This window comes from Pedobacter folensis (genome assembly GCF_056490665.1).
The window spans coordinates 1,377,977-1,391,711 of the sequence record NZ_JBWJIF010000001.1; the positions used below are offsets into that span (position 1 = coordinate 1,377,977).

Consider the following 13,735-nt stretch of genomic DNA (forward strand, 5'->3'; position numbering starts at 1 on the left):
AACCACTTAGTTATTAACTGATATTAACAGTATTTTAGCTGATCTAACTTTTGCTAATTGAGCAGCTTAATTTTTATTAGTTATTGTTGTTTAGCGTATTAGCGTTTTTAACATATGCCAAAAAGCGAATTTCTTTTTTGATAAAGTTATATGCAGTGAATCCCGAAAAACACAAATCAACAATACAAAGTGATTTCAAAAAGATGGACAGGTAAGTATTTAAAAATCAGATTATTAAAATTTTTAAAAATCTGAAATGAACAGATTTATTCCTTCAAAATTCTCCGGTATTAATTTTTTGTTAATGAAATAGCATTTTTTAAGAGCAGTTTATAAAGCAGAAAATCTTCAATCGAGTTGACTTTTACATTTTGAGTGCGTTTGTAATAAGGCTACTACAACATTTACGTGCTAATTTTTATTGTTCTGGTGGTAGTCGGCTACAGCTGATGCAAAGAGCTGAAAATTTTAGAGGTGTTATGGCCTTCAAATTATTAAATTGCCGTGAATATGGTTTTAATAACAGGTATCGCAGGAATAGATCGCTAGCCTAACAAGATCGTTAAGCATAGCTATCGAGCTTTTCAAGAGCAGATTTAGTTCTTTACAAATCATATGCTTGTATCATCTCAATGCTATTAAATTAAGCCATAGTTTAGAGATATTTTTTTCCGCTCTATGCCGCGGGGGCATGGTACTTTGGAGCGCCAAAGTACCCAAAGCGCTTTGTCAATCCAGCAATGTGGCTCCTCACCATCCACGCTCATCAAAAAAACAGCAGCACTTTGTTTTGTGTTCAATTCCCCTGAAAGCTTTAAATCAGCGATATGAACACAAAACCACTGCGTTTAAGGTTTGGTAGTACCATTTGTTCTAATCTGCAACTGTTTTTTTGATTTTTCTGCCACTTGGGATTGACGGCGTTCTTCGGTAACACCCTTACTTTATCAAAGTTGCTTAGCAAAATGCATAAAAACCCAAATTAAAACATGTGGCCAAATGATAGGACTCTTAGCAATAAAGCACACACTAATAGCGATCGTTGTAAGATGTTTAGTTGGTCTGAAAAAGCCTGTCATCTGATAATTATCGGATGATACCACTCAACCTATCGCTGCACCAAAAATTCGCTGTCATCTATCCTAACGCTCCATTTCATCTTCTCTGGCTAAGTATTCGCTGGGCATACACCCGTAATACTGTTTAAATGCAGTCGAAAAATAAGAAGGAGAATTAAATCCACACATATAGGTAATTTGCGCGATGGTGTATCGTTTGCTCTGCATCAGCTCAACTGCTTTACTAAATCTGATTCTTTTAATAAAATCGGTTGCTGATTCGCCGGTTATTGCTTTAAATTTAAGGTATAAGTTGGAACGGCTCATACCAATTTCCCGGCTGAATTTATCCACTGAAAAATCAGAATCGGCCAGGTACTTTTCTACAATCGCTATGGCTTCTTTCAAAAACTCTTCATCTAATGTATTAAATGCTAAATTTTGAGGAACCACCTCTTTACTCCCGCCATAATATTCTTTTAACCGTTTGCGCGATTTTAACAGACTGGCAATTTTAGCGCCAAGCATCTCCACAGAAAAAGGTTTGGTAATATAATCATCTGCTCCCATTTCTAAACCCTTAATTTGCTGGTTTACTTCTGTTTTAGCGGTTAACAGAATCACCGGAATATGCGACGTATTAATATTTTGTTTCAGCCTTTTGCAAAAATGCAGTCCATCCAGCTCTGGCATCATCACATCACTGACAATCAAATCAAACTGCTCGTTCTCTAAAATATCCAATGCCATTTTACCATCAAAAGCTATTGTAATTTCATAACTTTCTTTAAAATAATCTTGCAGATAGTCTAAAATTTCTTTGTTATCATCAACCAAAAGCAGTTTACTTCTTTGCCCGTCGTTTTCATTAAGAGCTATTGTTAATGATTGATCGGCGTACATCAGGTTATTTTCGGCTATAGCTTCTTCTTCGGGTACGATCGAAAGCTCATAACGCATATTTTCGGTTTTTACATCCTCCTGGTAAACGGCATCTGCCATTGGGATGGAAACTGTAAATTTACTGCCCTTGCCAAGTTCGCTTTCTGCTTTAATCGATCCGTGATGAAGTTCTATCAGTCTTTTGGTAAAGGCTAAACCCACGCCCGAACCTAAATTCATTTCCTGGTTATTCACCTGATAAAAGCGATCGAAAACCTTTGCAATATCATCTTCTGAAATACCCACGCCCGTATCGGTAACGGTAATAATGGCAAAATTATCCTGCGTAGATAACTCAACACTGATTTTATTATGTGCACCGGTATATTTAAATGCGTTTGATAAGAGGTTGAACAATATTTTCTCCATTGCATCATTATCAAAATAGAAAGATAATTTTGCTTCGCTTGAATGGTAGGTATATTGTACCTGATTTTTATCCGATAGTGGTTTAAATGATTCGTAAACCTCATGGATAAAACTTACGATATCACTTTTGCTAACCTTTAGCTTTCTGGTACCGGTTTCTGTTTTTCTAAATTCGAATAACTGATCAACAAGGTTGTACAAACGTTTAGCATTGATCAACATCATTTCATGCCGTTTCGTAATCACTTTATCCGTTGAAGGCTTTTTAATCAACTCTTCTAACGGCGCCAGGATAAGCGTAAGTGGCGTTCTTAACTCGTGCGATACATTGGTAAAAAAGTCCATTTTCACCTGGTTGATATAACGTACCTTTTCTTTATCAATCCGTTCTAGTTTAAGCTGGTGTAAGGCCTTAATTCTTTGATCAATAATCCTGTACGCAATATAACTGGCGCCTACGAGGTCGATAAACACAAACAGATAAAACCAGGTAGCATTATACCATGGTGGCGATATGATGATTTTCAAGGTCCTTACCGCACTGGCTTCACCATTTGGCCCAACTGCTTTAATTAAAAAGTTATAGCTGCCTGCCCTCAGGTTATTGTAGGTTATTTTTAAATCTTCGGTATGTTGCCAGTCTTTATCAAAACCATCTAATTTATACAGGTATTTGGTTCTGTTGGCCGAGATATAATTGAAGGTATTGAAATGGATGGTAAATTGTTTGTATTCTGCCGCAAATTCGAGTTGAGTGCTTTGATCGATATGGTTCTCGAGTATTTTAGTTTCATCGCCACTGGTTACACTGTTATTAAACACCTCGAGGCCCGTAAAAGTTAATTTTAAAGGTAAGGGTTGTTGTTTAATGCTCGATGGGTAGAAATAAGAAAGCCCTTTAATCCCGCCAAATAATAACATACCATCGCTGGCTTTGCAAAAAGCATAATCGTTAAACTGGTTGTTCTGTAAGCCATCAGTTTCATCAAAGGCTTGCGAAGTTTTCGTTTCAGGGTTGTAACGGATGAGCCCCCTGTTGGTAGAAACCCAGATATTGCCTTCATTATCGGGCTGCAAACCATAAATGGTACCTTTTATAAAGTCTTTCCGGTTTTTATAGGTCACAAACGATTGCTGGTTCTCATCATATAAAATCAGTCCTTCTCTCGAACCAATCCATATCCTCCCCTTTTTATCTTCTGTAATGCAACTGATTACATCATCGCGCAGCTGATTATTGAGATCATTACCAAATAACATATTATCCGGATAAAACAGCGTAATGCCATTGGTGGTACCAATCCATATCCGGTGTTTACTATCTTCAAAAAGGTAGGTAATATCATCAGAACTGGGCCTTTTCCCTGCCTTGTCTAAATGAATATGGGTAAAAGTCTGACTTTGGGGATTAAACTGATCTAAGCCCGAGCGTGTTCCGACCCAGATCCGGTTTTTATAATCTTTTAATATCCCGTAAACCAGATCGCCTGCTATACTATTCGGATCATTTTCGCTATGGCGGTACCGCTTTACGTTACCGGTATTCGGATTTAAGATATTTAATCCACCATTGTGCATGCCCACCAAAAGGTTCTGATCATTGTCAAAAGCGATGGCTTTAATGTTATTTGCACTTAAACTGTTGGCATTGTTCTCGTTATTGGAAAAATAACTAATGTTATTGGTGGCCCTGTTCCAATAATTCAGGCCCTTATCATTCGTTCCGATCCAGAAATTACCTTTCGAATCTTCTTTAATGGCACTTACTACTTCATCGTTTAACGATAACCTACCTGTATTCTGGCTGAGCAGGTTAAATTTGATATCGTTTTTATGATAATAGTTAATCCCGCCGTAAAAAGTACCCAGCCAGATCCCGTTTTGTTTATCTTTAAAAAAACAGCGCACCGAATTCTGACTGATGGTATAAGGTTGAGAAATCTGGTGGTAATAATTCTCTAAAGTGTTGGTATTGGGGTCGAAAATAGTCAGTCCCTTAAAAGTACCCAGCCAGATATTTCCATCGGTATCTTTCCCAACACAGCGGATATTGTTGTCGGCAATACTCTTACCCCCCGGCGAGTGCATGAAAACTTTCTTTTCTCCGGTTTCGAAATGGTATTGAATCAAGCCATCCCCTTCGGTGGCTACCCAAAAAACATCTCCATCAATATATACATCGTTAATGGCGGGTTTATCGGTTCCCAGATCAATTTTTACCAGTTTATTTTTCGGACCGGTCATTTTAAAAAGGCCAACTTCGGTACCGATTAAAATGTTTTGTTTCCAGCTTCCAACATATACTACCCTTTTAATGCCTGTGTTAAAAGAGTCGTAATTAACCTGCTTAAACTGCGATTCGCCAGCAGTCAGCTTAAAAACCCCCCCAACAACAGAGGTAGCCCAGATATTATGCTGTGGATCTTCAGTAATAGAGGAAACATACCATTCGCCTAAACTACGGGGCAGTTTATAATTGGTAAAACTATCGGTCGCATAATTATAACGGCTTACGCCCTGATTACCTCCTACCCACAAACTTCCGGTATGATCGATAAAAAGGGTACGCGTATAATAAGACTGTACACTTTTCGGATCTGACTTAACGGGGCGGTAAACTTTAAAGCCTTTACTATCGTAGCGGTTAAGCCCGTCTTGTGTTCCTATCCATATGAAACCTAAAGTATCTTGTTTAATGGCAAATACCGTGCTTTGTGATAAACCTTTTTCGACAGAAATATTTCTAAAATGCCGGCCGTTTATTTGTGCATGAAGTTTAGAAAAAACACATAAAACAAGTATTGCGGTTAACAGATACCGGCCGAAACCCGGTAACCGTTTAGCTAACTTCCTACGATCTAAAATATCTCTCTGCAACATTGTACCTGGCCTTTTATTTGGATTTGGAGCCTCAAGTTAACAATTTCTTAATGAAACTTGAGTAGCGATAAAGCTAAATTGGTTAAAAAACAGACATTAATGCAAGCGATGCTGCCAGAGGCACCATACAACGACCTTAATTAATGCCAAATCAGTAATACATCCATAGGTATAATGTTGTTTAACTGGTTTTTACAAAAAAATAATACTACATAAAGTTTAGCTTAAGTAAACAGCTACATCGGGTAATATTTTAGTTCATGTAGCTGTATTTTATTTTCATATTGAACTGTTATTTTGATTCGGGATCGAACTTAACCACATCCGGCAGTTCACCCACTACTTCCTGTTTGTTCACTTGAGCACCCTTCATTTCCAATAATAAACTGCTGTTCTTAATTTGAGTACGATAGGCTTTGTTGCGATACACCACAGGCAGGTTTCCGTAATTAAACAAGGACACTAATTGTTTATCAAAAACCTGCAGGGCAGCGGTTTTATTCCCATCCAGTTGCGCCTGTATATCCCAGTTGCCAACTTTTAAATGAGTGAGGCCATTAACAGCTGTAATGGTTTTAATTACCTCCGGTTTTCCGTCTTTAATTTGTATAATGGTTAAGTACCTGAATTTTTGGGCCGGTAAAGAGGTGATACCTGCATGCCATTGGTTCGTGTATTCAATCAATTTTCCATCAGCGTCAGTAAGTTTGTTCCAGTTTAAAGGCTGTTCGTAAAACTGATCGTGTACATTCATTTTTAAGGCGCTGTTGGCAAATATACTGGCCGTTACGTTGCCCACATCGTTTGTTACGGTAAAATTTTGCTGGTTGGCTTTGCCGCTTTGATCCGCCTTGATGGTGTAATACGGGGTGTGGAACTGTGTTGTCCATTTTACAGGCTTATCAGCTTCCAGCTCATCATAGAGCACAATATAACCGCCATCTAACTGCAACATGTGCCTGCGGTATAAGGTTACACCACTTTCGCCGTAACCATTGGCTTTGCCTGGTTTGAGGTTGATTTGCTCAAACCGGTTTAACCAAAATTCGCTTTTAATATCGCCATAGGCATTGCTGGCATCGCCCAAAGCGTACTGAATATGATTGCCGGAAATGGCACGGGGTATCCAGCCATAACCTTCTTCGCCCAGTTTTTGGTTCAGGCTATCGGCCAGAATGGTATTATAAGATTTTGTTGAACGGTAGTTAAGCAAATTATGTTTATCGCTGAAATTGCTGTAATATCCGGCGCCGCCGAAAATAATTTTCCCCTTATAATTAATGGTAAAGGCATTTTGCGAGGCATGGCCGTGGCCTGAAGAACCAAAGGGATTGCTCAGCAAAAAGCTGCTTAAACTTTTATCGGGATTTGCCAAATCCTGGTACATGGCGACCACGCCTACATCAGCAAATTTGCGGGTTTTGGGTAAATTTGCTGGCGAGGTTACCTGCAATTTCCGATCAGGCTTATAATTCAGCAATCGGTATAAAAGATATTCGTCAGTACCGGTAAAATATTTGGGATTGCGTTTCTTAGCTTCATCAACATACCAGTTTAAATAAGGATTATCCATCCTGAAAGTTAGTGCATCGGTAAACCAGGCCTGCCCCCTGCCACCAGTTGGGTATTTCTCCCACATATCGCCGGTGGCCGTATTACCAGCACCCACCGGATTGGTGTATAACATATAATAAGGCAGGTTTTGCATCCATGGCAGGTTAAAATAATTTACGCCACTAAAATCGCCAAACATTTGCGACAGATAAATAATCGACCTGAAGTTTACCATAAAATAGCCATTGGCCTCATGCCAGCCTCCATCGGTAGTGCCTAAAACCGGAAATCTTGCTGTCCAAACTTCGTACAGGTAAGTTAACAATTCTTTGGCTTCGGGTACATCGTTTATTACGGCTACGGTAGCAATGGCGAGGTTGGCCATCGTAATTTGCCATACGTGGTTATCACTTACATGAAGTTCGAAACGATTAGGCAAATGATCGTACACCAGTTTTGCACGTACAGTAATGGCCTTCTTAAACATTTCTTTTTCCTGTGGGCTTAAAAAATCATAACCCGCATCGTAAAACCAGCCCAAAGCTTCCAGCACCACACCATTGTTAAAATCACTTCCCGTTGCCGGGGCATTGGGATCCATATTGATGATGTTTAAAGCCCTGCGTTTGGCATCCAGAATAAAACGTTTGTCTTTACTTAACTGATAAGCAATACACAGATTGCTGATCGGTTTACCTACAAAATCGCCAAAACCATGATACATGCGGGTTTCGAGTATTTTTTTCTCTATTGTACTTTTGCCTGCAGTATCGATTACCCGCATTGGTTTTTCGACAGGCAGCGGTGCATCCATCAACCTTGTGGCAAAAACAATAAACTTTTTGGCCTCGGGATTCTGGAGGTTATTTTTATAAAATTCTTCGCCAATGCGATGCATGCCCCACAGTAAGGGATGCTGGCCTTCATTGCGTTTTAAGACCTCAGTGATTGGCGGCGCTACCTTTTGATTGGCATATTTGGCATCAACCACAAAATGATAAACTGGCGACCAGGTCCATTTATCACTTCCTTTTAAAGCATAGCTGTATTTCCAGAACCATTGACCAGATTTTAAGGCCTGATGTAAGGGATAAACTGCCCAACGTTGCTCGGCACCGGTAATTACATTGTTTTTAAAATCTTTATCAGTAGCCAGCACAACTTTATAGCGCACATTGCCAATGGCTGGATCTTCAGGTACTTCACTCCCGCTTTCCATAGGGGTAACTATATTTTTGCCATTGGTGGCCGGCCACATCAAGGCAGGCGCATTGGTAGGAACGGTAATTCCGTTTACCGGATAAGGCCATTCGCGGACACGGGCGTGCAGTTTTTCTGCTGTTAATTTAATAACGGCAGGCCTTTGCTGAGCAAAAGAGCTTAGTGAAAATAGTGCTAAGATGAGGATGATTATTTTTTTCATCAGTTCTGCTGCTGCGTTTAATGTTTTATTCTTTTTTATTGGGCGTGCCCCTGCGGGTCGGGCTATTCGCTGCAAGTCCTCGCTACGCTGTGGGCTTTCCGCTGCTATCCCTGCCCGACAACCTCCTTTACGTCCGATGCGTCAGTCGGCCAAACACAAATCATTTACGGCAAAGTGTGGTCATCTAAACGGAGAAAACCTATAAACCTGCCGTAAACTTATCACCGTTTATTTTGCACCATTGTTTTAAATAGGCGCGCATGGCCATTAATTTCTTTTTGTAAGCTGTATTTTTTACCAGGTTGCTCATTTCTCCGGGATCTTTGCTCAAATCAAACAACTGTTCTTTGATTTCGCCCTGATTATAAACGATGTACTTAAAATCTTTGGTGATCACCGCTCTGCCATTAATACCTAAAAGCTGATCATTATCGGCAAAATCAGTTTCTATGACCAAAGTATCACGTAAATTCTTGGCGGGGTTTGCTATTCGTTTACTGATATCTACACCTTTTAAATCAGCTGGTTTTTGCACACCGGTTAGGCCACAAATGGTCGGAATGATATCTGTACCGTTACACACCAGCATATCGTCGGTACGGCTTTTTATAGAACCATCCATTTTGGCAATGATGAAAGGTATTTTAGCTGCTTCTTCGTATAAAATCTGTTTTTGGTTCCAGCTGTGGCCGGCATAACCATCGCCGTGGTCGGCGGTAAAAATGATGATCGTGTTTTTCTCTACGCCATATTTTTTAAGCGAAGCCATCACCATTTCGATGTATTTATCTACTTTTTCAACCAAACGGTTGTAAGCCCAGCGGTACTGGCGCCATTTTTCCGGCGAATAATTTACCGAAGGATAGGTTCGCAGGCCGACCGTTTTTTGTAGTTCGCGGAGTACTTTCGGTTCATCATCCGGAATTTTCCAGTTGGCTGGTAATTGCGGGCACTGATCAGGTGATGGAGCGTTTTCCAATACATCCATTTTCAATTCTTCATCCCTTGCCCATTCACAGATATCGTGTGGATTTAAAAACGAGGCTACCAGTAAAAACGGATTGTTTTTATTTTCTTTGATAAAACTGGCGCAAAAGGAAGGCGTTGCAGCGTCGTTGTAATCTAAAAAATTAGTATTCTGGATGTATTCGAAACCATGTTGTTTTATCTTTTTGGCAGGAATAGGCAGGTGCCACTTCCCTACGTAACCTGTTTTATAACCCCCGTTCTGAAAAATCTTACCCATGGTTAACAGGCTATCGGCCCATAAGCCGTCTTTTTCAGGCGAATTACCTACAAAACCTGTTTCGAAAGGCATTTTACCACTAAAGATAGCCGTGCGCGAAGGTGTACACAATGGCTGTGCGCAATAGGCTTTGGTAAAACGAACCCCGTTTTTTGCCAGTTTATCCATGGCTGGGGTATGCAGATCTTTATTACCAGCAATACTCATCGCATCAGCAGTTTGCTGATCGGTCATGATGATGAGGATATTGGGTTTACTGGTGCTTTGGGCGTTGGCTACTGCAGCTAAAAAAAACAACAGGCTAAGGATGTTATATTTCATTTCTCGAATCGTTTCTGATAACGAATTTAGCTATACCTGTGCAAAATGGGTTTAGAATATGGTTAAAATAAATGCAGTTTTGGTGAAAAAGGCCAGTTGCCGATTGAAAAACAGGTTTAAAACCTTTAACAACCGGCCCCTTTCATATTTGTTACAAAGCTTTATAACACGATTAATTATCCCGGATACTGACCAAACAATTTAATCAGGTGTGCTTGCTGCACTTTGTAGGCTGGTTTATCAAATAGGTTTACCCTTTCTGCCGGATCTTCTGAAAGGTTATACAATTCATTCAGTTTCTTGCCGTCTTTTTCTGTTATCCTTAATTTCCATTCGCCATCTTTAACGCCTTCTAAAACACGGTTTACATAATAAATAGGTTGATGTGGCTTATTGTAATTTTTAATGCTTAATAAGTTTTTTACCGATTCGCCATCTAAAGTATAAGTCGGCAATTTTGCACCTGTCCAATCGGCAATGGTCGGCAGCATATCAATATTAGATAATGGTGTTCTGATCACAGCGTTTGTCAAGGTATGGCCTTTATAATAAACGATAAAAGGTACACGATGTCCGGCTTCATAAGAAATACCTTTTGAACCTCTAAAGATACCTGCAGTGCCGATATGATAAGGCTGAGTGATTCCATCTTCGAACATTCTTTCCGGCGCATTTAGCCATGGTCCGTTATCGCTGGTAAAAATGAAAATGGTATGATTAGCCTGTCCGTTTTTTTCAAGCGTTTGCCAAAGTTTGGCCATCGACTCATCCATATCTTCTATTACGTTACCTAATGCACCGCCGGCAGAATGTAAACCATTCTTTTTTGCTGCCAAACCCACCGGCAAATGCGGCATATTGTACGTAAGGTATAGAAAAAACGGTTTTTTTTGAGCGGCTGATTCGTTAACAAACCTGATGCTTTCTTTGGTATATAATCCTGTTAACGTGGTATCCTCAGGTTTATAAATTTCTGGTCGTGTGTTTCTGAAAATTTTGATTACGGTATCTGTTTTTACATAGGGCGCACGGTAATCATGACTGTATAACATGCCGTAAAATAAATCAAAACCTTGTTGGTTAGGTAAATATTCACCATGGTCGCCCATATGCCATTTCCCGATTACTGCCGTTTTGTAACCTGCAGGTTTCAGCATTTCAGCAATAGTTACTTCTCCTGCCTTTAGTCCGGGCGCTTCACCAGGCCCTACCGGCCAAACCAAATTGGTACGGGTACAATATCTTCCGGTAATTAACGAAGCACGCGATGGTGAACAAGTAGGTGATGTGGTGACAAAATTGGTGGCTAAAACCCCTTTTTTTGCCATACCATCCAGAAATGGTGTGTTGATTAATGGGTTGCCATAACATGAAATGTCGCTATAGCCCATATCATCGGTCAGGACTATTATTACATTGGGTTTCTGCTGCGAATATGCAGATGAGCATACCAACAGAATACCTGCTACAAGTGTTTTTCTAAGTATTTTAATTATTATCATTATTTAGTTTATCTTTTCTTATTCGTTTTTATTCAAATACCACTACTACTGCTGTGCGTGCTGGTACGTTAACTACAGTGGTATTAGCGCCTACGGCATATTGTTCTCCGGCACCAGCTGAAAAAGTACCACTGGTACTAACGGTAGCGCCTCCAAAAGTAATTCCTGTTTTTGAAGCAATTGAAGCTGCTGTAAGCCGATAGAGTGTCATTTGTGTTGCAGCGTTGCTAAGGTTTACCGTGTACGATAAATCAGATTGATCTCTGTTCACCATCGTAACATAAGTTTTTCCGTTTTTGGTACAGGCATATGCAGTACACAACTTGCCATTAGCAGTTAGCGTAGCTGGCAATATTTGGCTTCCACTACCTCCGCCATATTTAAAGGCGAGCATAGCATAATAAGTTGGGCGCGGTACTATGGCTCCATTTGTTCTTGCTATAGGTGTATAGTTTGATGTGGCGCTGCCGTGAAAATCAACTCCCCGTCCATTATTGACAGCAACCTGCCACATAAAATCCAAAGCCCATAATGCCGAACCAAAAGCATCGCTAATACCCGCTACGCCACCTTTAGACACGCTGCCACATTCCGTAATACGATAAGGAAGGCTGTATGAGGTGGCAAGTGTATTGATTTTACCCAATTGTACGGGCGTGGTTTTATAGGTTTTTATAGAAGTAATGGAATCAAAAACTGATTCGGGATCGGTTGCTACAACTGGTGAATAACCGTTGCCATAGTAATGGCCAGAAAGTAATTTGATATCTGCATGGAGATTATCGGCAAATGGTTTTGAAAAAACAGAGATACTATTGGTCATCTTGCTTACATCAGGCCCTGCCAGCGGTGCAAGGGGTAAACGGTTGCGTACCGAATCGCGGTAAACGCTCCAGTCGGCCATATAACCGTTTACATCATAACCTGGGGGGCGAAGACCACTTTCACTGAGACTTGCCGGTTCATTGCCAAATTGTAATGCATACAAGTTTGCACCTAATGCGTTCGATACATATACTCCTTCTTTTGCATTAAGCGAAGGATTGTAATGCCCCATATTTAAGCCAAATATGAGCTTCCATCCACCGGTAGCACTGACAAATGCGGCCAATTGATTTATATCGGTTGTAGTGAGCGAATCGATACCTGTATTGCTATAGCGAGGGCCACTTGTCCATATGGTTTCGTCACTTGAACCTCCGCCTATACGTATTATTCCGTTTGCCCCTAAGTTCTGAATCATCTGTAAAAGCACAGCATTATCTGCTCTTAAAAACGAGGGATCGCGGGCAATATAATTGGTTTCGTAACTCAGTCCGGCAAAATTATCAGCTATTGTAAAACCCGGCTGTGTCTGGTTAATGGATACTGATACCGCCTGACCATTGGCTACAGGAGGTGGTGGCAGCGTAGAAAGTATAGACTGCTGTACTCCAGCTAATTTTTCTGGTGCTAATTCAGGGCTTTTTTGACAAGCGGATAATGCAATTAGAACGATACCCAAATACAAAAAGATACCATTTGAAGGTTTAATCATGCTGTTCATAACTGATCATTTCAGGGATTAAAGATTTTCTACAGGATTGTCATTACATTTTTTAGCGAAATACGATCGGTAATTTTACTGGAACTGGTAAGCCATCACCCTGTTGTGGTTAAACGTTGGAATATATAACATACCTGTTTGTTTATCATAACCTAAATCGGCAGTATTCATCTGACCTTGTACATCCAGCATTTTTTTTATCTCACCATTGGCTTTTACGTGGTAAATTAGTCCGGCCCAACAGGTAACCAAAAAATCGCCGTTTTTCAACTGTTCTAAACCATCACCTGCCTTTTCAAAACCTTTGGCTACAACAACTATTTTCTTTTGTTTATCAATTTTCCATAGCTCGGTATTGGCCAATACAAAAAGGTTTGAATTCACCCATTTTAAGCCATTGGCATTTGGTACATTTTGCAGGTAAAGTTCAGCTCGCCCATTTTTTACACAATAGATTTTATTGGTGCGTGTATCTGAAACATATACCGTACCTTTTTGATCTACGGTTACGTCATTAAGGAAAACGGCACTGTCGATTTCTAACTTATTAATGATTTTACCGCTCGTTATATCTATACTTACCAATGCGGTTAAATCGGCCACAAAAAGTGTGTTTTGATACCGGGCCAGGCCTTTGGGGGCGTTTAAGTTTTCTACCCATTTCGCATTGATGATGGTGCCGTCGGTATGGAGCATAGCTACCCCGCCTTTACCATCCTTAACATTTCCTGCCCCATCAATCAGACTTACATAGAGCTTTTTCTCTTTTGCACTATAGAGTACAGATTCTGGCACGGGCAGTGGCTTGCATTCCCAAACAGGTTTTGAAAGCTCCTGGGCTTTGACAGTTGTAATGCTAAGGGAAATCAGCACTAATGAGCGAAGCATATTTTT

Annotated in this window: 6 protein-coding genes; all 6 read right to left on the bottom strand. The window is 40.2% G+C overall.

The genetic code is table 11. The annotated features are described in order from the left end of the window. Positions 1-1,142: 1,142 nt before the first annotated feature. The 6 genes from AC04QZ_RS05550 to AC04QZ_RS05575 all read right to left on the bottom strand — a co-directional run bounded on the left by AC04QZ_RS05550 (position 1,143) and on the right by AC04QZ_RS05575 (position 13,729). Complete coding sequence (locus AC04QZ_RS05550; RefSeq protein WP_478356906.1) at positions 1,143-5,249, bottom strand: hybrid sensor histidine kinase/response regulator transcription factor; 4,107 nt, start codon at positions 5,247-5,249, stop codon at positions 1,143-1,145. Between the two features lie 292 nt (positions 5,250-5,541). Next, positions 5,542-8,226 (bottom strand): DUF4962 domain-containing protein, encoded by a 2,685-nt coding sequence (locus AC04QZ_RS05555; RefSeq protein ID WP_478356907.1) that lies wholly within the window; start codon positions 8,224-8,226, stop codon positions 5,542-5,544. A gap of 199 nt (positions 8,227-8,425) precedes the next feature. Next, entirely contained in the window at positions 8,426-9,793 is a 1,368-nt protein-coding gene (locus tag AC04QZ_RS05560; protein WP_478356908.1) for a sulfatase family protein, read from the bottom strand. A gap of 176 nt (positions 9,794-9,969) precedes the next feature. Next, positions 9,970-11,295 (bottom strand): sulfatase-like hydrolase/transferase, encoded by a 1,326-nt coding sequence (locus AC04QZ_RS05565; protein ID WP_478356909.1) that lies wholly within the window; start codon positions 11,293-11,295, stop codon positions 9,970-9,972. Positions 11,296-11,323: 28 nt separating this feature from the next. Next, the gene (locus AC04QZ_RS05570) at positions 11,324-12,841 is read right to left on the bottom strand and encodes a glycosyl hydrolase family 79 C-terminal domain-containing protein (RefSeq protein ID WP_478356910.1); all 1,518 of its coding nucleotides are present in this window, start codon (positions 12,839-12,841) and stop codon (positions 11,324-11,326) included. Positions 12,842-12,916: 75 nt separating this feature from the next. Further along, entirely contained in the window at positions 12,917-13,729 is an 813-nt protein-coding gene (locus AC04QZ_RS05575) for an SMP-30/gluconolactonase/LRE family protein (protein ID WP_478356911.1), read from the bottom strand. Positions 13,730-13,735: the final 6 nt, after the last annotated feature.